Origin of the sequence: Methylohalobius crimeensis 10Ki (assembly GCF_000421465.1) — a bacterium.
GTDB classification, from domain to species: Bacteria; Pseudomonadota; Gammaproteobacteria; order Methylococcales; family Methylothermaceae; genus Methylohalobius; species Methylohalobius crimeensis.
Genome location: NZ_ATXB01000001.1, coordinates 1,615,590 through 1,638,694 on the forward strand (window position 1 = coordinate 1,615,590; position 23,105 = coordinate 1,638,694).

General features: G+C 55.0%; 20 protein-coding genes. 13 read left to right on the forward strand and 7 right to left on the reverse strand.

Annotation, left to right across the window (positions count from 1 at the left end; genetic code table 11):
- The 6 genes from H035_RS0108065 to H035_RS18815 all read left to right on the forward strand — a co-directional run bounded on the left by H035_RS0108065 (position 1) and on the right by H035_RS18815 (position 7,830).
- Positions 1 to 1,140, forward strand: coding sequence for a TIGR03088 family PEP-CTERM/XrtA system glycosyltransferase (locus tag H035_RS0108065; protein WP_022948483.1), 1,140 nt, complete (start codon positions 1 to 3; stop codon positions 1,138 to 1,140).
- On the forward strand, positions 1,141 to 3,024 hold the full coding sequence (locus tag H035_RS0108070; RefSeq protein ID WP_022948484.1) for an XrtA/PEP-CTERM system amidotransferase: 1,884 nt from the start codon (positions 1,141 to 1,143) through the stop codon (positions 3,022 to 3,024).
- Positions 3,025 to 4,227: a TIGR04063 family PEP-CTERM/XrtA system glycosyltransferase gene (locus H035_RS0108075; protein WP_022948485.1), complete on the forward strand. Its 1,203-nt coding sequence runs from the start codon at positions 3,025 to 3,027 to the stop codon at positions 4,225 to 4,227.
- A gap of 59 nt (positions 4,228 to 4,286) precedes the next feature.
- A complete protein-coding gene (locus H035_RS0108080) occupies positions 4,287 to 5,123 on the forward strand; it encodes a sulfotransferase (protein WP_022948486.1) in 837 nt (278 codons plus the stop codon).
- Positions 5,124 to 5,461: 338 nt separating this feature from the next.
- Positions 5,462 to 6,499: a glycosyltransferase gene (locus H035_RS0108085; RefSeq protein WP_235044622.1), complete on the forward strand. Its 1,038-nt coding sequence runs from the start codon at positions 5,462 to 5,464 to the stop codon at positions 6,497 to 6,499.
- Positions 6,496 to 7,830: a putative O-glycosylation ligase, exosortase A system-associated gene (locus H035_RS18815; RefSeq protein ID WP_152485992.1), complete on the forward strand. Its 1,335-nt coding sequence runs from the start codon at positions 6,496 to 6,498 to the stop codon at positions 7,828 to 7,830. Before H035_RS0108085 ends, H035_RS18815 begins: the two co-directional genes overlap by 4 nt.
- Here H035_RS18815 and H035_RS0108095 read toward each other — a convergent pair.
- The gene (locus H035_RS0108095; protein ID WP_022948489.1) at positions 7,827 to 9,617 is read right to left on the reverse strand and encodes an asparagine synthetase B family protein; all 1,791 of its coding nucleotides are present in this window, start codon (positions 9,615 to 9,617) and stop codon (positions 7,827 to 7,829) included. The two genes, H035_RS18815 and H035_RS0108095, sit on opposite strands and share 4 nt — an antisense overlap.
- A gap of 29 nt (positions 9,618 to 9,646) precedes the next feature.
- Between H035_RS0108095 and H035_RS0108100 the strand changes: the two genes are divergently transcribed.
- From H035_RS0108100 to H035_RS0108135, 7 genes are all read left to right on the forward strand, one after another.
- On the forward strand, positions 9,647 to 10,567 hold the full coding sequence (locus H035_RS0108100; RefSeq protein WP_022948490.1) for a sulfotransferase family protein: 921 nt from the start codon (positions 9,647 to 9,649) through the stop codon (positions 10,565 to 10,567).
- On the forward strand, positions 10,567 to 11,658 hold the full coding sequence (locus H035_RS0108105) for a glycosyltransferase family 4 protein (protein WP_022948491.1): 1,092 nt from the start codon (positions 10,567 to 10,569) through the stop codon (positions 11,656 to 11,658). The genes H035_RS0108100 and H035_RS0108105 overlap by 1 nt, the downstream gene beginning before the upstream one ends.
- A gap of 55 nt (positions 11,659 to 11,713) precedes the next feature.
- Positions 11,714 to 11,881 (forward strand): hypothetical protein, encoded by a 168-nt coding sequence (locus H035_RS21980; protein ID WP_022948492.1) that lies wholly within the window; start codon positions 11,714 to 11,716, stop codon positions 11,879 to 11,881.
- A 237-nt stretch (positions 11,882 to 12,118) separates the two neighbouring features.
- On the forward strand, positions 12,119 to 12,682 hold the full coding sequence (locus H035_RS0108120; RefSeq protein WP_022948494.1) for a Uma2 family endonuclease: 564 nt from the start codon (positions 12,119 to 12,121) through the stop codon (positions 12,680 to 12,682).
- A gap of 7 nt (positions 12,683 to 12,689) precedes the next feature.
- On the forward strand, positions 12,690 to 13,733 hold the full coding sequence (locus tag H035_RS18820; protein WP_022948495.1) for a glycosyhydrolase: 1,044 nt from the start codon (positions 12,690 to 12,692) through the stop codon (positions 13,731 to 13,733).
- Entirely contained in the window at positions 13,730 to 14,659 is a 930-nt protein-coding gene (locus tag H035_RS0108130; protein ID WP_022948496.1) for a glycosyltransferase, read from the forward strand. The genes H035_RS18820 and H035_RS0108130 overlap by 4 nt, the downstream gene beginning before the upstream one ends.
- Positions 14,656 to 15,795 carry a glycosyltransferase family 4 protein gene (locus H035_RS0108135; RefSeq protein ID WP_022948497.1) on the forward strand — a complete coding sequence of 380 codons (1,140 nt, stop codon included), beginning with the start codon at positions 14,656 to 14,658 and terminating at the stop codon, positions 15,793 to 15,795. The genes H035_RS0108130 and H035_RS0108135 overlap by 4 nt, the downstream gene beginning before the upstream one ends.
- On the opposite strand, the gene H035_RS0108140 is transcribed toward H035_RS0108135, so the two are convergent.
- From H035_RS0108140 to H035_RS0108165, 6 genes are all read right to left on the reverse strand, one after another.
- Entirely contained in the window at positions 15,781 to 17,844 is a 2,064-nt protein-coding gene (locus H035_RS0108140) for a sulfatase family protein (RefSeq protein WP_026596401.1), read from the reverse strand. The two genes, H035_RS0108135 and H035_RS0108140, sit on opposite strands and share 15 nt — an antisense overlap.
- Positions 17,841 to 18,761, reverse strand: coding sequence for a glycosyltransferase (locus tag H035_RS0108145; protein ID WP_040574378.1), 921 nt, complete (start codon positions 18,759 to 18,761; stop codon positions 17,841 to 17,843). The genes H035_RS0108140 and H035_RS0108145 overlap by 4 nt, the downstream gene beginning before the upstream one ends.
- A gap of 253 nt (positions 18,762 to 19,014) precedes the next feature.
- Positions 19,015 to 20,019, reverse strand: coding sequence for a glycosyltransferase (locus tag H035_RS0108150; protein WP_022948498.1), 1,005 nt, complete (start codon positions 20,017 to 20,019; stop codon positions 19,015 to 19,017).
- Positions 20,020 to 20,073: 54 nt separating this feature from the next.
- Positions 20,074 to 20,862, reverse strand: a complete 789-nt coding sequence (locus H035_RS18825; RefSeq protein ID WP_022948499.1) for a polysaccharide deacetylase family protein — start codon at positions 20,860 to 20,862, stop codon at positions 20,074 to 20,076.
- Positions 20,859 to 22,142: a TolB family protein gene (locus H035_RS18830; protein WP_022948500.1), complete on the reverse strand. Its 1,284-nt coding sequence runs from the start codon at positions 22,140 to 22,142 to the stop codon at positions 20,859 to 20,861. The genes H035_RS18825 and H035_RS18830 overlap by 4 nt, the downstream gene beginning before the upstream one ends.
- The gene (locus H035_RS0108165; RefSeq protein ID WP_022948501.1) at positions 22,139 to 23,092 is read right to left on the reverse strand and encodes a glycosyltransferase; all 954 of its coding nucleotides are present in this window, start codon (positions 23,090 to 23,092) and stop codon (positions 22,139 to 22,141) included. Before H035_RS0108165 ends, H035_RS18830 begins: the two co-directional genes overlap by 4 nt.
- Positions 23,093 to 23,105 lie beyond the last annotated feature (13 nt).

Below are 23,105 nucleotides of genomic sequence, written 5' to 3' on the forward strand. Positions count from 1 at the left end.
ATGGCGCCCCCCCTAATCGTCCATGTCATACATCGCCTCGGCGTCGGTGGGCTGGAAAACGGATTGGTCAATCTGATCAACCATCTGCCGGAGGAAAAATACCGCCACGCCATCGTTTGCCTGACCGAATCGGATGCTTTCAAGCAGCGTATCCGCCGTGAAGTGGAAATCTACGAACTCCATAAGCGGACGGGACAGGATATGGGGTTGTACGACAAAATTTTTAAATTATTCAAGCAGCTTCGCCCGGCGATCGTGCATACTCGCAATCTGGCGACCCTCGAATGCCAGTTGCCCGCCTGGCTTGCGGGCGTCCCGATTCGAATCCACGGAGAGCACGGCTGGGATGTGTTCGATCCGGACGGAACCAACGTTAAATACCGATGGCTCCGGCGCGCATTCCGTCCTTTGATTCATGCCTATATTCCGCTTTCCAGACAGTTGGAGGATTATTTGGTCACGCGGGTCAAAGTGACGCCGCGCAAGATTACTCGGATTTGCAACGGCGTAGACACGGTTAAATTCCATCCGCCCAAGGCGGGCAGGGAGGCGATCCCGGGGTGCCCGTTCAGCGACCCGAATTCGGTTCGGATCGGCACCGTGGGTCGGATGCACGGGGTCAAGGACCAGACGACTTTGGTCAAGGCGTTTATCCGGTTGTTGGAAAATCATCGCCCCGAACTGAAGGCGAAGGCACGGTTGATCGCGGTTGGCGACGGGCCTCTGCGGCAGGAGTGTATCGATCTTCTGGAACAGGCCGGGATGCAGAAGTCCGCCTGGTTGCCGGGGGAGCGCGGCGATATCCCGGCGATTCTGCGCGGCTTGGATTTTTTCGTGCTTCCCTCCCGGGCGGAAGGAATTTCCAACACTATTTTGGAGGCGATGGCCACCGGTTTGCCGGTCATCGCCACCGAGGCGGGGGGGAATCCGGAATTGGTGCGGCATGAAGTGAGCGGCACCTTGGTGCCGGTCGCCGATCCCGATGCGATGGCTGCGGTTTTGGTGCGTTATGTGGAATCGGAAACGCTTCGCAGCCAATGTGGGGAAGCTGGATTGCAGCGTGTTCAGGCCGATTTCAGCTTGGCTGCCATGGTCGTCCAGTATCAGCGGATTTATGACAATTGTTTAAGGATATCGTAAATGTGCGGCATTGTTGGATTGCTTGATCTCAAGGAGCGCCGGGAAGTCGACCGGGAACTGCTCGGCAGGATGAATCAAACCCAATTCCATCGTGGTCCGGATGGGGAGGGAAGGCATGTGGAAGCGGGGGTGGGCCTTGCCCATCGGCGCTTGGCCATCATCGATCTGGCCGGCGGCGCCCAGCCGCTTTCCACCCCCGATGGCCGGGTGACGGTGACCTACAATGGCGAAATTTACAATTTTCCATCGTTGCGCCGTGAGCTGGAAGCGTTGGGGTATACCTTCCGCACCCATTGCGATACCGAGGTCATCGTCTATGCCTGGTTGGCATGGGGAGAGCGTTGCGTGGAGCGCCTTCGGGGCATGTTCGCCTTCGGTCTTTGGGATCGGGAGCGAAAAGTCCTGTTTCTGGCTCGCGACCGGCTGGGGATCAAGCCGCTTTATTATGCCGAAATGGAAAACGGCTGGCTCGGATTTTCCTCCGAACTCAAGGCGCTCAAGGTCCATCCCAAGTTCTCTCGCGAGCTCGATCCGCTGGCGCTGGAAGACTATTTCGCCTACGGTTACATTCCCGATCCGCGCACCATCTATCGTCGTGCTCACAAGCTGCCGCCGGGGCATTATCTGGTGATGCGGCAGGGAGAAGCCATGCCCGCGCCTAAGTGTTATTGGGACGTGCGTTTCGAACCCGGGGCGACTCTCAGCGAGTCGGAAGCGATGGAGGGAATGATCGAACGTCTTCGCGAGGCGGTGGAGGTCCGGCTGATCGCCGACGTCCCCTTGGGCGCCTTTCTATCCGGAGGGGTGGATTCCAGCGCGGTGGTGGCGATGATGGCCGGCCTGATGAAAGACCCCGTGGATGCCTGTTCCATCGCCTTCGGCGACCCGGCCTTCAATGAAACCGAATACGCCCAGCATGTGGCTCGCCGCTACGGGGCTCGGCATCGAATCCAGCAGGTGGATCCGGAGGAGTTCTCCCTGATCGACCGGCTTTCCGGTCTCTATGACGAGCCTTACGCCGACAGTTCCGCGCTTCCCACCTACCGGGTATGCGAACTCGCCCGTCAGCAGGTGACCGTGGCCTTGTCGGGCGACGGTGGCGATGAAAACCTGGCCGGTTACCGCCGTTACCGCTGGCATGCGTATGAAGAGCGCATGCGTTCTTTGATGTCTTCGCCGATTCGTCGCCCTCTGTTCGGTACGCTTGGCAAGATTTATCCTAAAATGGATTGGGCGCCCAAGTTTTTGCGGGCCAAATCCACCTTGGAAGCGCTGGCGCGTGATTCCGTGGAAGGCTATTTCCACAGTATTTCGGTGATGGGGGACGGGCTGCGCCAGAATCTTTACAGCGGGCGATTCAAGAAACAATTAGACGGGTATCACGCGGTCGAGGTGCTGCGCCGGCATGGCGAAAACGCCCCCGAAAATCCTTTGTCCCGCGTTCAGTATTTGGATCTGAAAACCTATCTACCCGGGGATATCCTCACCAAAGTGGATCGGGCGAGCATGGCGCACTCACTGGAGGTGCGCGTGCCGATTTTGGATCATCCGCTGGTGGAATGGATGGCCACATTGCCGCCGGATTACAAACTGCGGGGCCGGGAAGGCAAATATATTTTCAAAAAAGCGTTGGAGCCGCATTTGCCCGACGACGTCCTGTATCGCCCCAAAATGGGATTTGCCGTTCCCTTGGCGGCTTGGTTCCGGGGTCCCCTTCGAGAGAAGGTGCGTTCTGCCCTTTTAGGTGAGAGAATGTTGGATTCGGGATGGTTCGACCCGGCATTTCTCCATACCATGGTCGATCAGCACCAAAGGGGATTGCGCGACTATAGCGCGCCGATTTGGTCGCTGCTGATGTTCGAGTCTTTTTTAAGGCAAGCTTGAATGCGCATTCTCCATATCCTGGATCATTCGCTCCCTTTGCACAGCGGCTATACCTTTCGCACTTGCGCCATCCTCGGGCAGCAGCGGAAACTGGGGTTCGAGACGTTTCAGCTGACCTCTCCCAAACATCGAGGCAACGGGACGCCGATCGAGACGGTATCCGGTTTCGATTTTTACCGGACGCCTTCCTTGTCTTCCTGGTTGAGTCGTCTGCCGCTGATCGACCAATGGGCGGTGGTGCGCGCCCTGGAAAAACGGCTCGATGAGTTGATCCCACAGCTTAAGCCGGACGTCCTCCACGCCCATTCTCCGGCTTTGAACGGTTGGGCGGCGATTCGGGCCGGACGGCGCCATCGCCTGCCGGTGGTGTACGAATGCCGGGCTTTCTGGGAAGACGCGGCGGTCGATCACGGCACCGCAAGGGAAGGCGGATTGCGTTACCGGCTTACCCGGGCCTTGGAAACCCATGTGTTTCGCCGTGCCGATGCGGTGACCACCATCTGTGAAGGGCTCAAGCGGGATATCGCCTCTCGCGGCATTGCCGAAAGCAAAATCACGGTGATTCCCAATGCGGTGGACGTTTCCCGCTTTCCTTTCGGACGTAAGCCGGATCAGGCGCTTCGCCACGACCTTGGGCTGGAAGGAAAAACCGTGTTGGGTTTTATCGGTTCATTCTATGCCTATGAGGGATTGGTGTTGTTACTGGAGGCGCTCCCCAAAATTCTGGCCTACCAACCCGACGCGCGATTGCTGTTGGTGGGCGGAGGTCCCCAAGCGGAGATACTCCGGGCTGCCAGTCGCACGCTCGGGGTAGAAGAAGCCGTGATTTTCACCGCCAGGGTACCGCACGATCGAGTACAGCAATACTACGATTTGGTGGATATCTTCGTTTATCCCCGTCTCCCCATGCGCTTGACCGAATTGGTCACGCCGTTGAAGCCATTGGAAGCCATGGCCCAGGGCAAACTTGTCCTCGCATCGGACGTGGGCGGTCACCGGGAATTGATCCGGTCGGGAGAAAACGGCCTATTATTTAGAGCAGGAGATACGGGCGCTTTGGCCAATGCCGTCTTAGAGGCTATGGAACGAAAGAAAACCTGGTCAATCATTTTGGAAGCCGGACGCCGTTTCGTAGAGAATGAGCGCAACTGGGAAGCGAGCGTTTCACGATATTGCAAGGTGTATCAGTCGCTTAAAAAATAAGGGGCGAGCCGATATGTTTGTAGGTCACAGAAAATTGGTCTTGGCGATAGGTCCGGTTTATGAAAAGCGCTGATTTCATTTCTAAAATATATGAACGCTATGATCGATGGCTCCTGCTCGCACGTAAGCCAATCTTCCAATGGATCCAAAGAATGGATCAACAACAAGCTCGCGTTTTATTCGTCGCCGGAGTGCAGCGATCCGGGACTAATATGTTAATGGATGTCTTGGAACGAAGTCTCCAAACCGAGGTATTTCATGAACGGGATCCACGAGCATTTGTAAATTATCACTTGCGCGATATCCCTCATATTCAAGAACTTGTTAAACGTTCTCGGGCCGAAGTGGTGGTTTTGAAATGTTTAATGGAGTCGCAGAAATTGAGAGATTTGTTGGCGACGTTTCCGCAAAGCAGGGGAGTATGGATGTTTCGCCACTACAACGATGTGGTGAATTCGATGATTAAATCATTTCGCAATCAGGCGGCCCAAGTAAAACGAATTGCTCGGGACAAAAACTCGGACGGCTGGTTGGGAGAACAGATGTCGGATGAAACTCACAATTTGGTTGTGCGCCTGACCCGGAGCGAGTTGGATGATGCCAATGCAGCCGCGATTCAATGGTATTTTCGCAATATTCGATTTTTCGAGCAGGACTTTGCTGACGATCAACGGGTCGAATTGGTTCACTATGATACCTTGGTGAAACGGCCTGAAGAAGAAGTACAGCGATTATTTACGGCACATCATTTGAAATTTTCCAAAAGCATCACAAAATTTATCAATTCGCGTTCCATCTGCCTCCATAATGCTCCCACGTTGAGACAAGATGTCACTGATATTTGCGATCAGCTATACACTCGATTATTGGGGGCCTATAAGGCCCAGTCGTTTTGAAGCTGTCTTCAATCTTTCCGGATTCGGTAAGGACAGGCCTCCAACTGAATTCCAGGCTAAGAAACTAGAAGGCCGGGGTGGATTGGGTGCGTCATAGACGGGGCAAAACATTCAAAACCATCTCATGAAGGTCTGAGTTGTAGGAATTTTTGGATGATTTTAAGATAATGAGCCGTAAGCCACCTAGTATCCTGGTTTTATCCAGTTTATTTCCTTCATCGGCCCGCCCTCAAGCCGGGCTGTTCATCCGCGAGCGGATGTTTCGGGTGGCTGAGAAATTGCCTCTACAAGTGATTTCTCCCCAGCCTTGGTTTCCGGGTCAAGCATTGATCCGATGGATGCGACCGCATTTTCGCCCCCCGGCTCCCGCTTTTCAGAAACAGCAGGGGATTTCCGTTTACTATCCCAAGTTTATTTCCGTTCCAGGCTATTTCAAGGGGTGGGACGGGTTTTTCATGGCTGCAGCGTGCGGGCCTTTACTTAAAAGAATACAGAAAACTTCGGGGTTTGATTTGATCGACGCCCATTTTGCTTATCCGGACGGCTATGCCGCTGTTCAATTGGGTCGGCGTTTCAACGTCCCGGTTACCGTCACTTTGCGAGGTACCGAAGTCCCCTTGTCCAGAGATCCGATTCGGCGCGAAAAGATTTTAAAGGCGCTCGACGGGGCCAGCCGGGTGTTTTCGGTTTCCGAATCGCTGAAAAACCATGCGGTGTCGATGGGGGTGGAAGCGGAGAAGATCGAAGTGGTGGGTAATGGTGTGGATACCGAAAAGTTTTATCCCTTGCCCCGTGATAAAGCACGCCGGGAATTGAAGATTCCGCAAAATGCACAGGTTCTGATCACCGTGGGGGCACTGGTGCCGCGCAAAGGGCAGCAACGGGTTATCGAAATTTTGCCGTTTTTATTGCGGAAATATCCCGATTTGCTGTACTTGGTGGTGGGCGGCGCTAGTCCGGAAGGGGATATGACCGAATCATTGCAGGCGCAGGTGATGCGGTTGGGGCTGGAAAAGCATGTGCGTTTTTTGGGACCGCTGCCGCCGGAAAGGCTGAAACGCTCTCTTTCGGCAGCCGATGTGTTCGTTCTAGCTACTGCCAACGAAGGCTGGGCCAACGTTTTTCTGGAGGCGATGGCTTGTGGCCTGCCGGTTATCACCACGGAGGTAGGGGGGAATCGAGAGGTGGTCTGTCGGGATGATCTGGGCACCATAATTCCATTGAGCGACGCCGATGCGCTGAAGAGAGCCATAGATGGAGCCATGCGGAAGAAATGGAACCGTGATGCGCTTATTGCCTATGCCGCTGATAACGACTGGAATAAACGGGTTGTTCAATTGGTGCGGATGTTCAACGAATTGACGGGAGGCGAATGATGGGGTTGCCCTTGCGTGACGTTTTCGTCACTTTGGTTGTCTTTGCTTCCCTGCCGTTCATTTTAAAGCGGCCGGAAATCGGAATTCTGATGTGGGCATGGTTGGGTTATTTGAATCCGCATAAGCTTTCCTGGGAATTCGCTCATGATTTCCCTTATGCTCAAATCGTTGCTTTGACGACGATGTTTGCTCTGTTGCTCTCGAAAGAGCCCAAGAAAATCCCGTGGACGGCAGAGACGATCCTATTGCTCGTTTTTACATTGTGGATGTTTGTAACCACTTTGTTCTCTCTGTTTCCCGATCTGGCTTGGGAGCAGTGGGACAAGGTTTGGAAAATCCAACTGATGACTTTCGTGAGCATGATGATCATGACTACCCGCTGGCGGATTCTGGCTTGGGTATGGGTGATAGCGCTATCTTTAGGCTTCTATGGATTCAAAGGAGGGGTTTTTACGATACTGACGGGCGGTGCGTATGCTGTTTATGGTCCGGAAGGGACTTTTATCGGTGGGAACAATGAAATCGGTTTGGCGTTGATTATGACGATTCCACTGCTGCGTTACTGTCAATTGAACGTCGAAAAAATGTGGGTCAAGCACCTGCTTTTGATGGGCATACTTTTGTGTTTAATTGCGGTGGTGGGTACCCAATCTCGGGGTGCTTTTTTGGGTGTCGCGGCAATGTCGCTGTTTTTGATCAGAAACAGCCGTCATACCTGGACCCTTCTCCTTTTTTTGCTGATCGCACTTCCGCTTATTTATGTCTTCATGCCCGAACCCTGGCATGAGCGAATGGCAAGTATTAAGAACTTTGAACAAGATGCTTCCGCCATGGGACGAATCAACTCTTGGTGGATGGCTTTCTATCTGGCCAAGGATCAATTTTTCGGTGGCGGATTCGAGTGCTTTAAAGCGCCTACGTTTGCCATGTATGCACCTATTCCGGGAGATGTTCACGATGCCCACAGTATTTACTTCGAAGTGCTGGGAGAGCATGGTTTCATCGGCTTGGCTTTGTTTTTAGCCATCGGGTACAGCGCTTGGCGCAGTTGTCGATGGATAATGCGGAAAACCAAAAAACGGGAAGACCTGAAGTGGATTTACGATCTTGCTTCTATGCTCCAGGTCAGTTTAGTCGGGTACGCCGCTTCCGGAGCGTTTTTGGGTCTGGCTTATTTCGACCTTTATTACAATTTGATTGCGCTGATTGTGTTGGCCAAGGTGATCGCACGAAAGGAATTGCTAGAGCAACCGGTAGAGGAGCGTGAATCCGGAACGGTTCCGAAAGTGCGTCCTTTCATAGTGGGGGTGCGACGCGAAGGGCATCCTTAATGGTGCTCAAACCATTGAGCCCACATCATCAGGATCCAAATTATCACCCCGTAATAGGAAGCATGCCGGCTTTGATGGGCTTGTTTCAGGTTGTGCAAATAGTTTTTTCGGATAATTCCGGAAAGCGAGCGGTGTTCCAGGCTCGTATAGGCGAGTTCCTGGAGTTTGGAGTCCGATTGCAACCATACGCCGAACGGAAGGCCGAATCCATGCTTCCTTTTATTAAGAGTTTCGGGAGGGAGAAAGTCCTGCCAGGTCCGGCGATAAAAAGAGCGCAGTTCGAAGCCGCGCATTAGCAGGCGGTCGGGAATTCGGGGAGCTGCACGAATCAACGGATCCTGCAGCATGGGATAGTTGACGTCCATTCCGGACAAATGACACATGCGATTGACTTTGCGCAAATCGTTATCGGCCAGGGTGATTTTCCAGTCCAGCCAAAGCATGCACTTGAGCATGGTTGCGTCGGGGCGGCGATAGATTTCCTGCAAGTGCTCCAGGGGCCAACCGGAATTGACGGAAGCTAAGAACTCGGATTCGAAGACCTCGGCAAGCGGAGTGCGATGGAGAAAATTATAGGTTTCCATGCGTTCCGGCATGGGAACTTTTGCTTGATCCACATAGCTTTTGACCTTGCCCATGAAAGGAGGATTCAAAGCGACAAAAGGCTCGATCATGCGGTTCCGCAACCAATGGGGAAGCCGTTCGTACCAAGCGAATAATGCTTGTTTGGCATAACGGGCGTTGCCGGCAAATAGTTCGTCGCCGCCGTCGCCGGCCAGTAGATGCGTTTTCCCGTGATCGCGGGCGAGCCGGGCGCAGTAGTAGGTGGGGACGGCGGAGGCGTTGCCGAACGGCTCGTCGTAGAATGCGGCGATTTTCGGGACAGCTGCCACGACATCTTGCGGTGTGACGTAATATTCGTGCAAAGGGACGCCGAAATGGCGTGCGCTGGCCCGAGCGTATTCCATTTCATCATAGCCTTCGGCGGCAAAGCCGATGGAAAAGGCTTCGGCGGAATCGGGTGCCAGTTCCTTGAACAAGCCAGTGACGGTAGAGCTGTCCAGGCCACCGCTCAGAAAGGCGCCAGTGGTGGCGGGATGCTCAAGGCTAAGATCGACCGATCGTTTGAGAGCGTTGCGCAAGGCCAGCGCCAACTCCGGTTCAGCACGAGAATCGTTCTGAAAGCAGGGTTGCCAGTAAAATCCGCTTTCCAGCTTCCCGTCGCGACAACGAAGATATTGCCCCGGAAGCAGTTTGTGGATATCTCGATAAATCGACAAAGGGGCCGGGATCATATGAAAATACAAGTAGGCGAACAGCGCCTGAGGATCGGATTCAGCGTCAATAGTGGGGTGGCGTCGCAGGGTCCCGAGATCATCGGCAAACAAGAGTCCTCCGGGAACTTGAGCGTAGGCAAGAGGAGCGACACCCATTCTGTCGATGGCAAGCAGTCCCTCCCCGTGTTCTCGATCATAGAGCGCCAGGGCGAAGCTGCCGCCGATTTGTTCCAATGTCGCGAGCCCTTTTTCCTCGTACAAACGAGCCAACAGAGAGGCATCGCCATCCCGGGCAGCCTTCGTCGCCAGATCGGAGGTTTGCCAACGAGGATGACCGGTTATGAGTGCGCTGATCGGCCCGGCGGATCCGGTTCGACCAGCCTGGGCCGAGGCCAATGCGAACTCTTGGTGAATATTATGTTCGGGCCGTTCTCCCAGCATGGCGTTAAGCACTTCAACTGGGCTAAGCTTGGAAGAATTGGAACCGAACCATCCGGCGATATCGTACATCGGGTAATCCTTTTCAATAGGGGAGTTTCATGAGGGAGCTTGAAGAGAAAGTGTATAAGACAGTGGCATATTATCAAGCCAAAGCGTTGCATATAGCCCGCGGAATATGGTTCGATGTGGCCGCCCCAATCGTCAAACAACCGGTATTCGTCGTCGGCTGCAGCCGTGCCGGCACCACATTGGTCTACAAAACGCTTTCCGAATCCTCCCGACTGGGATCCTTGCAGAAGGAAACTCACGATTTTTGGGCGAACTTGCATCCCCCCGAGGAACGTCACTGGGACAGTCATGGCGTCCCGCCGGAATGCGCCGCCGAGAGTGATCGGCGGCAAGTGGCCCGGCTTTTTTATAGTCGCACCGGACAATGCCGTTTCGTCGACAAGAACAACCAAAATGGTTTATCCATTCCCTATTTGCTACGCTTGTTTCCCGATGCGTTTTTCGTCTACGTCAAACGTAATCCCGGTGACAACATTCATTCTTTAATCGAAGGATGGAAGCGGGCGGAAGTCTTCGGGACCTGGTCCGATCGGCTGCCGGAAAGGGTGAATATAGAAGCCGGTCGCTTTCAGCGTTGGTGTTTTTTTCTGCCCCTCGGCTGGCGCGCCTATCGGGATACCTCCATCGAAGAGGTCTGTGCGTTTCAGTACCGGGAAATGAATGCCTCCATTCTGGAGGCTCGTTCTTTGGTAGCCCAGGACCGTTGGTGCGAGTTGTTCTACGAGGATATTCTCGATGATCCGATAGAGGCTTTTTCCACCGTTTTTGCTCATTGCCGGGTTCCGTTCGACGACCATCTGCGGCGGCATTCCGGGGAGGTGCTGCAAAAACCTTATAATGCCTTTTCCAGGATCGGAAAGGATAAATGGAAAGCGACCCTCAACCGGGAAAAGATCGAGCGAGTATTGCCAACTGTACAAACCGTCGCCGGAAAGATGGGCTATTCGTAATGAGGAAAATAAAAATTTGCTATCTATCCGAAAGTGCGGGAGATTGGGGCGGAGCCAGTCGAGTGCTGTTTACCAATCTAAAGAATTTAGATAAAGAGAGATTTGAGCCATGGGTGCTTTTACCGAAAGAAGGTCCCATTGTAAATGATTTGGATCGCTGGGGGGTAAACTATCACTTCTGGGGGAAGCTGACCGAACCGGTCGATTACGGCTTTTATCTCAAAAATTGTTTCCGGTTCGCCCTCTTTCTCAGGAAGCATCGGTTTGAAATTGTGCATTCCAATCACATTTATTGGCGTTCGGCCGAAATTCTCGCCGCGAAGCTTATGAAGGTGCCGATCGTCACTCATTATCACGTAGTCGTCAGGAAAGCGGGTCCCTTTGTCAAGCTGTCTCGCTTAATCATAGCGAATTCCAACTATACCGCTCGGGCATCCAAGCCGGATCAAGTAAGCAAAAAAGTCATCTACAATCCGATCGAATTGGACCGATTTGATCGAGGGCATCCCATTCGGCGTGAATTGGGTGTTGAGGAGGACGATACGGTTGTTTCCTTCATTGGCCAAATTAAAAAAATCAAGGGAGTGGATTCATTCATTCGGATGGCGAAGGAGCTGAGTCTGCGAAAGCCCGGGACAAAGTTTCTAATCGTTGGGGAATGCAGACGAGGACAGGGCGATTATACCGAGCAAGCATTGCTTGCCGAGATCGGAGGACACCCCGACATCCTTTACCTGGGCCGGCGAGAGGATGTGGAAAATATCTACCATAGTTCCGATATTCTGGTCATGCCATCGCGCTGGGACGAACCTTTCGGGTTGATCAATATCGAGGCGGGGGCCTGCCGTAAGCCGATCGTGAGTACTCGCGTGGGAGGGATACCGGAAATCATCGAACATGGCCGCAACGGGTTCTTGGTGGAAAGAGCTGATATGCATGCCCTCCTAGACAGAGTCATGCAGCTGATTGACGATCCCGATCTGCGCCGCCGGATGGGGCAGACAGGAAGAGAAAAAGTGGAACGGGAATTTACGACCAAACCCGTTAGAGAGCTGGAGCAAACCTATCTGGAACTGTTGGCTCATGGATAGCAAGGTGGAGATGAAGATACTTTTCTCTCATCGTGCCGACGGAATGACTTGATAAATGGCGATCCTGGACCATTTATCATCAAAATGCCGCTCTGCAGCGCCAAGAATCAAAAGCGCTCGAGGACCGACCCTGGCTTTTCCGGTCCTGATCATCGAAAGCGACGATTGGGGGCCGGGATCCGATGAAGAAGCCCGGGCATTGGATGCCGTTCGCGCCCTGTAAAAAAATTTAAGGATCGAAACCGTTGTCAGCTACCCTTCGATGCGCATTTGCGCCGCCACTGCGGGGAGGTCCTGCAAAATCCTTACAATGCCTTTTCGAAAGTCGGCAGGGATAAATGGAAGACGAGTGCCAATCGGGAAAAAATCGAAGGAGTCTTGCCGAAAGTGCAAGCGGTTGCCGAGCGGATGGGGTATTGATAACCTACTATTATATAACACCTTTGTGGAGACCGCTTCAATGGTTGCCAATCTGCATGAAAAACGCTGGACCTACAAGGACTACCTTCGCCTTGAGGATAACAGACGTTATGAAATCATTGAAGGAGAATTACGCGACATGACTCCCGCCCCCTCCATAGAACATCAATGGTGTTCCCGCAATCTGGAGTTTCTGCTCTTGGAATATGCGCGCCGCCACCAATGGGGATACGTATTCGATGCCCCCGTTGACGTGATCCTGGACGAAGCAAACGTGGTCCAGCCGGATATCGTTCTGGTCAGAGAAGCGCGCCGGGATATCATCCGGGAGCGGGGCATCTTCGGAGCACCCGATGGGGTAGTGGAAATCATCTCACCTTCCTCGGTCCATTACGACTACATAGTGAAGAAGGAGCTGTACGAAGGCTTCGGGGTGGCCGAATACTGGATCGTCGATCCGGCCAATCGCTCGGTTGAAGTGCTGGGGCTGGAGGAAGGGCATTATCGATCGGTCTGTTTTGTCAGCGAAGCGGGGGAAGTGACATCCCAACTCTTGGCGGAGTTTAAACTAAGTCATCAGGCAATTTTCGAGCGGGGCATGTAGTAGCCAGATGGGATTGCGGGGACGTTTTCATGCCGCCCGGGCACCGGTCTTGAAGTATCCGGTTCTGATCATCGAAAGCGACGATTGGGGACCGGGATCCGACGAACAATCCCATGCGTTGGAAGCCATTCGCGCCGTATTAGTGAAGCATAGGGACAAAACTGATCGACATCCGGTCATGACCATCGGGGTACTGCTTTCAATTCCCGATGCCGAGGCCATCGTGGCCTCCGACCGTTATCACTTCCGGTCTCTTCAAGAATCCCGATATCGCTCCATCGTTGAAACCCTTATGGCAGGGGAGAGAGAAGGAGTGTTCGATCTTCAGTTGCACGGAATGGCCCATTTCTGGCCGGCCAATTTCATGGCGGCTCGGAATCGAGAGAAAGCGGTCGCCAGTTGGTTGTCGGAGGACGGTTGGCGGACGGAAAGGTTGCCCGCTTGGCTGCAGAGCCGGTGGATCGATGCCGCCTCGCTTCCTTCCCGATCCCTGCCCGTCGATCAGATTCGCTCGGCGGTGCGAGAAGAAGTTGAATGTTTCGAACACTGTTTCGGCCGCCGACCCCAAGTGGTGGTCCCTCCTACTTTCGTTTGGGATGCTCAGGTGGAAAAAATCTATGCCGATGCCGGGATAAAGGTCCTGATTACGCCGGGACGACGTTATGCGGGACGGGACCGGGAAGGCCGCTTGACCGCACCGGAGCGAAGTTTTTTCGATGGCGAGCTTCTCTCCTGCGGATTGCGGGCGTTGGTGCGGGATGTATATTTCGAGCCTTCCCTCGGCCATCGATCCGACCAAATATTCGAAGCCATTGCCAGAAAATGGCGGCGGGGCCAACCGGCCTTATTGGAAACCCACCGCTTCAATTTCCTGGACGGCCAACTCAACTCATCGCTTGACGCACTCGAGGCGCTGTTAGAAGGGGCGTTGACACGATTCCCTGATATACGCTTCATGTCTTCTTATCAACTGGCCACAGGCATAACGGATTTCCCTTCTGTTTCGCCTCTGCATCGCATTCGAACTGCCTGGAGGCGATTGCGTTCATGACCGATAAGCTCGATATCTCCGTCGTCATTGCGGTCTATAACGGCGAAAAAACCTTGGCCCGGGCGATCGATTCCGTGCTTGAACAAACCCATCCCGCCCGGGAAATCATCGTGGTCGACGACGGTTCCACCGACGCCACCGCCGGGATTGCCGCCGCCTACGGGCCGCCGGTGTTTCTATTGCAACAGCCCAATCGAGGCGTTTCGGCGGCTCGCAATGCGGGGGTCGAAGCCGCGCAAGGAGAATGGATCGCCTTTTTGGATGCCGACGATTATTACTATCCGCAGCGATTAGGACTGACCGCCGAGCTGATTGCCGAATATCCTGAAGTGGATTTCGTTACCGCCGACTTCGATTTTCGTGACGAAAACGATCGGCGGTTGCGTCGTTCCATGGACTCCACCGTTTTGGGGAAAAAACTATTGAAGCGAGGCGATGACCGTTTCGTGCTGATGGAAGCGAGCGATTTCGGCGATTTTATCGAAGATCATTTCGGCGATACCCATACCCTGACCTTGCCCAAAGAAACATTTATGGACTTGGGCGGCTACCCGGATGGCTTTGCCGTTTGCGAGGATGTCCATTTGCTGATCCGTCTCTGTACGCGCAGCTGCATGGCCGGTGTGGTCAAAACCCCGGTAGCCGCCTATGTGATCCACCCTCACAGCGCCACCCGCTCCCAGCCGCTCCGGGCTCAGCGCCAGACGGTAGCGGCCTGGTGTTCTTTGAAACCTCTGCTAGCGAAGTCGTCGCCTGCGCTTAAGGGCGGCTTCCGAAACGGCCTCCGACGGGCCCGCTTCAATCTGGCAGTGGCGCTGCTGCGGTCGGCCAGAGGCAAGGAAGCATTGCAAGCGGTGCTACCATTACTATTTGAGGCGCCTTCCATAAGCAGTCTGAAAATCATCGCTTCGGTATTGAAAGGATGAGAAAAACCGGTCTGCTAGTCATCACCGAGCTATTTTTGCCGACCAAGGGGGGAACGGCGGTCTGGTTCGATGAAGTGTATCGGCGCCTGGGGGGGGAAGATATTCATATCGTCACCGCGGAAGTGCCCGGGTCGGAGGAACACGACCGCAACCACCCCAACACCGTCCATCGGCTCCGCTTGGAGCGTTATCCCTGGCTCAAGCCCGAATCGCTGGCGATGTACGGCAAGCTGTTTTTCAAGTCCGTGCAAGTGGCATGGGCGTATCCGATTGCCGCGGTTCATGTCGGGCGCGTGTTGCCCGAAGGTTTGGTCGGCTGGGCCGTGGCGCGTTTATTCCGCAAACCCTTGCTGATCTACGCGCACGGGGAAGAGATCACCACCTGGCGCCAACCGGCCAAATTCAAAGCCATGGCCTTCACCTACCGTCATGCCGACCGAGTGATCGCCAATAGCCGTTTCACCCGCAACGAGTTGCGCAAGTTGGGGGTGGCGGAAGAGAAAATCGTCAGCATCTCGCCGGGGGTGGATCTCGAGCGTTTTCGGCCGGGACTCCCGACCGAAGACTTGTTTCGGCGATTGCGGTTGAATTCCGATACGCCCCTGATTCTGTCGGTGGGCAGATTATCGCGGCGCAAGGGATTCGATCAGGTGATCCGGGCCTTGCCGTCGGTGCTGGCACAGGTGCCGGAAGTCCGTTACGCTCTCATCGGCATCGGCGAGGACGAGTCCTACCTCAAGCGCCTGGCCGAGGAAACAGGCGTTGCCGAGCGTGTTCATTTTCTCGGTCATGTGCCCATGGAAGAGTTGCCGCGCTGGTACAACGCTTGCCGCGTGTTCGCCATGCCCAACCGGGAAATCGACGGCGACAACGAAGGATTCGGAATGGTATATCTGGAAGCCGGGGCCTGCGGGAAACCGTCTCTTGCCGGCAATGCCGGCGGTACCGGCGATGCGGTTCGAGACGGCGTGACCGGTCGAAGGGTGGATGGAGAGTCGGTGGAAGAGGTCGCCGAGGGGCTGATTGCCTTGCTCAAGTGTCCGGCCGAACTGGGCGAAACCGCTTACCAAAGTGTCCGCCGCGAGCATGCATGGTCGAGGGTAGCGAAAAAAACCCGCGCGCTAAGTGATGATTAATTTTTCCGATTGTGCTGTTTTGAGATAAGTCCGTAGTTCTTCTACGACTTCGGGAAAATGATCCGCAACGTCCTCGTGACATCCGGGGTCGGTATTCATGTCAAACAGCAGGTAACGAGGGGTGTCGTTGAGAGCCAGACGCACCAACTTCCACTGCCGCCGGCACACGGCAATATCCCGGGCGCGTTCAATTTGGCCAAGATATTCCGGCTTGATGGCCAAGGTGCCGGTGGATTTGTCCGGAATGTGGAGTAGATCCACGATATCCGGATAGAAAAGATGCCGGGGGTGGATGGCGGGATGGCGGGTCAGCCAGAGACCGGTTTTGAAGCACGCGGTCAAGTCGATGTTCGGTAGCTTGCCTTGCAGAAGGTTTACCAGAGATTGGCCTTCCATGGTTGGAGGCGGAGTGATGCCGCACCGATCCAGCAAGGTCGGGGCAATGTCCACTGCCCGAGTAATTTCATCAACGATCCCTCGTCCTTTCTGTTCGGGGTCGTAGATCAACACGGGTATCCGGTTGCTCTGTTCCCCGATTGCGCTGTTGCCCTGTCCCCAAGTACCATGCTCGAACAATTCCATGCCATGATCGCTGAAGATAACCACCACCGTGTTGCGGTCGAGGCCGCATTGTGTGAGATGGTGGAAAACCGCCCGCACTTCGTCGTCGAAGCGCCGCACGCAACCATCATACAGATCGACCACCTGATCCAAGTCGAAAGCTTGTCGAGGCTCCCGTTGACTGCGAATGATTTCGAACGGATCGGTCAAGCGCGCCATGGCGAACAAGGAAGCGCCATGGTAGTGCGGATCGGCGAACAGCCGGTAATACGGATATTCGCTGCCGAACGGGGGATGACAAGAGGCCAAATATAATGTCAGGCAAAACGGTTGTTTTTTCCCTCCCAGGGCGGAAAGGCGGCGGCGGGCGATGCGTCCTAAGTGGGATGTTAAAGGGACGCCCGCCAAAAAATACAATTCGGGCAAGAAGACCCGCCCGAAGCGGTTATGCGTGAAACAGCTTAAAAATAATCGTAGTTCCTTCGGTCCCTGACGGATCAGATAGCGAAAATTCCACTGGTCCTTGGGCATCAGCTTCTTTTGGAAACCGAAGGAAAACTTGCCCAGGTCACTGCCCGACCAATCGGAAATGGCTTCCGTATGATAACCCTGTTCGGCCAGGATTTCCGGAAACGCCTTAACGGGAAGCGTGATTTGATGGTCTCCGATGTAATTGAATTTGATTCCATGGAATTCCGGGGCGCATCCGGTGAAAAGTGTGGCCAGGCTCGGCGCGGTTCGAGCGATGGGCGTATAACAGTGAGAAAAGAGTGTTCCGCGAGTAGAGAGTGCTTTGAGAAAAGGTGCCGCGTTGCGGGAGTAATCCAGAAGCCGATCGGCACGCAGCGTGTCGCAACCGATCAGAAGCAAATTGGGCGGCCCCGCCTCATTCTGGCGGCTCGGCCGCGGACGGGCGGGTAGCGGCACCGAGGCAAGCAACCACGGTACTACCCAAATGCTCAAGCCTATGGCGAGAAATCCTTGGGTTTCACTGGGATTCTCCCCCAGTCCATATAAAAAGAGACCTAAATAGATGGCGACGAGAAAAAGCATGGACCAGCGCAAGCGGCTGACGGTCAATTTTTTCCAAAAGGGATGAAGCCGGCGGATATCGTAGGAAAATGACATCATCAGGCTGGCCGGGATATGAAGCAAATGGCGTAAAAATTGAAACCACGTAAGCCCTCCGATAGCGCCGGTGCCCGCCAGCAAGAAACCGACGTAGGAAGCGTTCCCCTCTCCGGAAAAAACCCAGGCCAGATAGAGAATCTGACCGAATCCGGCGAGCCAGAAGAGGATCAGGAAGCTCCAAAAAGCCAAACGAAGCACGCAATAAACCGTATACAGACGAAAGTGCGAGGCGATTTCCTCGCGAATTTGCGGTCCGGTTCGGCTGAAGTTGCGAAGGGAAAGCCAGAGTAACAAACTCGCGCCCACCAACCCCAAAAGGCCGTCGGCAATCAAGGCCTTGATAATCGCCTGATTCATAGCCAGTAAGCGCTCAGTTCGCCCAGAGACGCGGCGGTACGGACCAGATAAAAGCGTTTTTCGGGCCAATAAAGGGAGAATAAGGAACGCCAAGCATGTTCGGCGACTTTGCGGTACAGATATTTAGGCGGAAGGCGACGAATTTCCTTATCGGATCCATTTTGTATCCGATAACGGACCACGGTTTGAGAGCGCTTGTAAGCTTTATGAATGATGTATCCTAAACGCAGTCGTTCCATATCCACATAATGATACTGCAACATTTCGGGTGTGTAGCGCAGTCGGCAGCCGGCCTTCAAGGCTCGGAGCACGAATTCGCTGTCTTCGCTGCCACCGAGATCGTGCCCCTTGGGACCCAGTTCGGCGGAAAATCCGCCGACGGAATCGATCACCTCCTTTCGGATCGCCAAGTTGCCGCCGCCGGGGAGAGGACCTTCGGTACCGATCCAACGCCCTTCCTTGCCCTGATCGTAACGGGGAACCGGCAAGGGATAGATGGGAAAAAAGTTTTCCTCGTGGACCCACGCCGGTTCCTCGCCGGTCCAGTCGGGAAGAATTCTGCCGCATACGAGATCGGTATCGGGAAATGTGCGAAAACCTTCGGCAACGGCGAGCGGATAGTCGGTATCGACGCGATGATCGTCGTCCACGAACGCGACGATCCCGCTATCGACCGCGGCAAGTCCGGTGTTGAGGGCGTGGGATTTGCCCGGCCTCGGCTCTTCCATAAACTTCAGGGGGATATGCATTTTTTCTTGATACGCATAGAGAAGGGAAAGCGTATCATCGTGGCAGGCATTGGCCACGACCAGGATTTGACAGTCTTGACGGGGATAATGGGCTCTGTTCAGGTGATCGAGGGTACGGGCCAATAATTCGCTTCGGTTGTGAGTGCAGATGATGATCGTCAAGCGCATTACAAACTCAAATGCCATGAGCTGATAGGGCAATTATAGCGAAAGGAGTCAGGCGCACACATACAGGGGACCGAAATACGGAAAGCATCGTGATCCCCGTATGGAATACATGAATGGGAATCCCAACTGAGCGGGACTGAACTTGTCGAACTCAGGACCTTTTCATTTTACCAGGATCTCGATCCGGAGGCATTCTGGCAGGCCGACCCGTTCTTATAAATTTCCGTTTATACCTCCGAGACCCAACGAGGGATCAGAGACCGGCAATCAGGATGATTCGGTATTTCAAGGAATCCATGCTTTCCATGAAGAAAGTCGTGCGCTCTGAATCCAGGGGGGTTGGTTTCGATCGTTGGCGTTTCAAGTACCAAACACCGTAGTACTTACCCATGTTTTGCCAGATGCTCATTAAATAGCGGACGAAGGCGTCTTCCACGGTGGCGCGATCGTTTCTGAAAGCGGCGTAAACGAAGCGGGCAATTTTCCCGAGCCTGCTCCGCAATGCCCAGTAACAGCGTTTAATCGATATTTTTTCTTTATTTCGTTCAAAAAACGCGGGAAATCTTGCCTGCATCAAGTTCGTCCCCATGCCCATCCGGAACCGTTGCCGCAACAGCGCTTTCAAGTCGGGTTCACCCGGTTCCTCCACCACGCAATCGGGACAAAAAACAATCTTGTAGTCGGTGAGTATCAGGAGACGGTAACAAATCTCCACGTCTGCTCCCTTGAAAAAACTTTCTTCGAACGCTCCGATTTCCTCGAACACCTTGCGGCGGAAGGACGCGTTCGCACCGTCGGCGAACGGCAAGTGGGGCAACTGACGCCGGGAGAATGCATGTAGGGGCGACATATAGCGATTTCTTTCCTGGAAGCGCAGAGCAAGGTTGGAGTGCGTGGGCAACATTTCGATTTCGCCGGCGACGCAACCCACATCCGGATTTTCAAAGCATTGCACGACCTTGGACACCCAATTTCTTCGCGGGCGGCAACTGACGTCCGTGGTTAAAATGATTTCCCCCCTTGCCCGGGCCAGCCCCGCATTCAATGCCCGGCTTCGTCCACGCTCGCGCCGAACGACGGTAAAAACCCCTAATTCGTTTAAGCGTTCGACAGTATCGTCCGTGGAACCGTTGTCGGCGACGATGATTTCCATGCGATCGGCCGGATAGTCCTGGGCGCGCAAGGCTGCGATGCAGTCGGAAACCTCGTGTGCACAATTCAATGCCGGAATGACGATGGATACGAAGGGCATCTCCATGTCTAACACCTTTTTTGCCTTATGTTGGGAATGTCCAAGAATTTCTGCAGGGGGCTAACGTTGCCGCAAACCGCGTCCAAGGCGAATGCCCAGCCGCCCTGCGTAATAAGTAAACGGCTTGACCCTCGAAGCCTCGTTGGTGCCGAATTCGATCTTCTGGCGGAATTCCCAGAGCCGATCCGTCCCGAATACGTCGATTCGCCGAATCTGGAAAGGGTCCTCGCTCGATCGGTTGAAACCGGAAAGCGTGGAACACGCCGAGCGGTAACCGGCCCGCTCGACCATATCTCGCACGGATCGATTGAATCGACCGTAGGGATAGGCGAAATGACTAACTCGGGTTTGCAACAATTCTTCCAGCTCGTTCTTGCTGCGGCTGATTTCGGTTTCGGCCTGCTCCGGTTGTATTTCCGTCAGGCGTGCATGGGTTCTTGTGTGGCTGCCGATGGCCATGCCTTCCTCGGCGAGCAGGCGAAGCTGAGCGGCCGAAAGCAGTGCGCGACGGGGAAACCGGCTGTGCCGCATCCATTCATTGGTCCGGCCCGTGTATCCCGAGACCGGGAACAGGGTAGCGGGGATGCCGCGTTCCTGCAAAATCGGCCAGGCATGTTCCAAAACCCCCACGAAACCGTCGTCGAACGTGATATGCACCGCCTTGTCGGGGATTCGGCCGCCTTCGATCATGGGAGACACGATCGCCTCCATGCCGACGGGCCGGTAGCCCGCTTGCTTAAGCCAATCCATTTGGCGGCGGAATTCCCCGGGAGCAACGCAGAAGCGTCTCTCCCGAGCGGTGGACGGCGTGTCCACCTGATGATACATGAGGATCAGGGCGCGGCTCATCGGGTCATGCTTTCCACATCGACGACATACATCTGACGGGTCCCATCATGCACCGAGTCGATGCATACCTGCCGGCCGTCGCGGCTCCAGCGGGGGTGCAGATCGCAGCGGATCTCCCCCCACCAGCGCGATTTGGGCGAATACAAGCGTGCCAAATCAATGCGCCTGCCGCCATCGGCGCGCACCAGCATCAAGGTACGCATCTGATGCCTATCTGGATAAGTATCGTTCAGTACCCAGCGCCCGTCCGGCGAAAACGTGCAATGGCCGTCTTCCTGAAGCATATCCTCCCCGAAGGTGTGGAACTCCCGATTCGCATGGTTGAGCAGCAAGAATCGGGCGGAAGCATTGGGCCGTTTGGCCCACACCAGAAGGGTGTCGTCATCCCGCCAGTCGTAATGGGAGATAAATCCGGTATCCAGCAGACAGGTGAGATCGGAGCCGTCGGGACGGCAGATATAGAGGCGCACTTCCCAATGCTTGGCGTCCCGGTGCCAAAGATGGAAAAAGGCAATCCGCTTACCGGTGCGTGAGGGCTGGATATGGTTGATGTAATGCCAGGCGTCCGTCATGGAAGGCTTGGGGTCGCGGCCGGCAAGCTCCGCGAGGGAGATTTTCAGTTCCGCTTTCCCGGAAGACAGGTCCAAGCGCCACAGGCCGTCATTTTCCGGTTTGAGGTCGGCGGCGAAGTCGTCGCACCCGCCCGCATACCCGTATCCGGGGCGGTGTACGGCCAGCCTGGCAAAGTTGAGGCTGAACCCGCTGCGGCCGTCCGGCAAGAGGGCGTACAGAGGGCGCTCGTAAACTTTTTGCTCCCGTCCTTCCGTATCGCGTACGACACCCACGAATTTGTCTTCCCGTCGGTCGTTGTGGACGAAGAGACGCTCCGGATCGGCCGGATGCCATTGCGCCATGGCGCCCTGTTGCCAGTTCCAGGCCAGGGTATCGGCGAGGGGGAGGAAGCGGTCTTTGTCCGCGCGATCGACCAGGCCGATGACCAGTCGGTCGTCCGCGGAAGGCGCTCGATCGTTGAAGGCCGCCTCGTGGGCGAGAAGATACCGGCCCGATGCGTTCCAGGGGGATTTGTCGTAATAACCGAAAAAATGATGGTTGGGTCCTTTCGTGACGGGTTCGACCGGATCGGACGCACGGCCGAAATGCAGCCATCGATAAATGTCCGAATGGTTTTCCCGGCATTCGTTTTCCACCCATTGTTCCAGTCGATGACGCATGCGCCACGGGACAAGCGAAGAGGCGAGCAGTCGGCGATAGAGGTTCATGCGGGACGATCCCTTCGGGTGACGAGCCAAATATAAAGGGGTTCCGGCAGCAAAGCCGGCAGCAGATATTTCAGGTCCTTAAGCTGCCAGCCGCCCCTGAACAGGGACATGCGGAAGATGCGGCGAGCGGATACCAGATCCCGTTTCCAGAAATTGTCATAACCGCGACTCAGCAGACCGCCGTCCACCAGTTCCCGCAACCGGTTCCGCTCCAGATGGCGAACCCGCTCGGGGTGCTCGCGGATGAACTTGCGCTTCACCAACCAACTGTTCTTTGCCTGCCGCCATTGGGTGGAAGTGATTTGGCCGGAGGTATGGTGCCGGTAAAAGGCCAACACTTCGGGCACCCGCCGGATGGGGCGAGGCTCGGCGATTCGGAGCCAGAGATCGTAGTCCATGCAGGTGGGCAGGGTCAGGTCGAAGCCGCCCGCCTGGTCGATCGCGGTCCGCCTGACCAGCGCCGCGTGGATGGGCCAAGGCGCCGCGGCGCGCAGGAAACGTACGGTTTTGTCTTCCAGTTCGTAATCCGGAGGGCTGTGCGGTTCCCCGCGTCCTCCGGTCAGCCCGACATTTTGCCAACCGCAGTAGGCTACGACTGTTTCCGAATGTTCGGCGAGAGCGGCGTGCAGTTTTTCCAGACAATCTCGAGTCCACCAATCGTCAGCATCCAGGAAGGCGACGTACTCTCCCTTGGCATGTCGAAGTCCCTGATTGCGCGCGGGATAAGGTCCGGCATGATCCTGGAAAAATTGACGGATGCGTCCGGGAAATTCCTCCGCCAAGCGCTGAACGATTTTCACCGAGCCGTCGGTGGAACCGTCGTCCACCAGGATCAGCTCCACGTTTGGATAGCTTTGCTCCATCACGCAGCGCACCGATTCCTCCACATAGGAAGCGGCGTTGAAGCAGGGCATGATTACGGAGATTTTGGGCTTATAATTCTGATTCATCGATTTCCGAAAT

Excerpts from the sequence above, each read along its gene's own strand:
- H035_RS0108130 (WP_022948496.1), top strand. The coding sequence starts at position 13,730 with ATGACCGATAAGCTCGATATCTCCGTCGTCATTGCGGTCTATAACGGC.
- H035_RS0108120 (WP_022948494.1), top strand. The coding sequence starts at position 12,119 with ATGGTTGCCAATCTGCATGAAAAACGCTGGACCTACAAGGACTACCTT.
- H035_RS0108165 (WP_022948501.1), bottom strand. The coding sequence starts at position 23,092 with ATGAATCAGAATTATAAGCCCAAAATCTCCGTAATCATGCCCTGCTTC.
- H035_RS0108070 (WP_022948484.1), top strand. The coding sequence starts at position 1,141 with ATGTGCGGCATTGTTGGATTGCTTGATCTCAAGGAGCGCCGGGAAGTC.
- H035_RS0108080 (WP_022948486.1), top strand. The coding sequence starts at position 4,287 with ATGAAAAGCGCTGATTTCATTTCTAAAATATATGAACGCTATGATCGA.
- H035_RS21980 (WP_022948492.1), top strand. The coding sequence starts at position 11,714 with ATGGCGATCCTGGACCATTTATCATCAAAATGCCGCTCTGCAGCGCCA.
- H035_RS18830 (WP_022948500.1), bottom strand. The coding sequence starts at position 22,142 with ATGAACCTCTATCGCCGACTGCTCGCCTCTTCGCTTGTCCCGTGGCGC.
- H035_RS0108095 (WP_022948489.1), bottom strand. The coding sequence starts at position 9,617 with ATGTACGATATCGCCGGATGGTTCGGTTCCAATTCTTCCAAGCTTAGC.
- H035_RS0108105 (WP_022948491.1), top strand. The coding sequence starts at position 10,567 with ATGAGGAAAATAAAAATTTGCTATCTATCCGAAAGTGCGGGAGATTGG.
- H035_RS18820 (WP_022948495.1), top strand. The coding sequence starts at position 12,690 with ATGGGATTGCGGGGACGTTTTCATGCCGCCCGGGCACCGGTCTTGAAG.
- H035_RS18815 (WP_152485992.1), top strand. The coding sequence starts at position 6,496 with ATGATGGGGTTGCCCTTGCGTGACGTTTTCGTCACTTTGGTTGTCTTT.
- H035_RS18825 (WP_022948499.1), bottom strand. The coding sequence starts at position 20,862 with ATGAGCCGCGCCCTGATCCTCATGTATCATCAGGTGGACACGCCGTCC.
- H035_RS0108150 (WP_022948498.1), bottom strand. The coding sequence starts at position 20,019 with ATGGAGATGCCCTTCGTATCCATCGTCATTCCGGCATTGAATTGTGCA.
- H035_RS0108135 (WP_022948497.1), top strand. The coding sequence starts at position 14,656 with ATGAGAAAAACCGGTCTGCTAGTCATCACCGAGCTATTTTTGCCGACC.
- H035_RS0108085 (WP_235044622.1), top strand. The coding sequence starts at position 5,462 with ATGCGACCGCATTTTCGCCCCCCGGCTCCCGCTTTTCAGAAACAGCAG.
- H035_RS0108065 (WP_022948483.1), top strand. The coding sequence starts at position 1 with ATGGCGCCCCCCCTAATCGTCCATGTCATACATCGCCTCGGCGTCGGT.
- H035_RS0108075 (WP_022948485.1), top strand. The coding sequence starts at position 3,025 with ATGCGCATTCTCCATATCCTGGATCATTCGCTCCCTTTGCACAGCGGC.
- H035_RS0108140 (WP_026596401.1), bottom strand. The coding sequence starts at position 17,844 with ATGAATCAGGCGATTATCAAGGCCTTGATTGCCGACGGCCTTTTGGGG.
- H035_RS0108145 (WP_040574378.1), bottom strand. The coding sequence starts at position 18,761 with ATGCGCTTGACGATCATCATCTGCACTCACAACCGAAGCGAATTATTG.
- H035_RS0108100 (WP_022948490.1), top strand. The coding sequence starts at position 9,647 with ATGAGGGAGCTTGAAGAGAAAGTGTATAAGACAGTGGCATATTATCAA.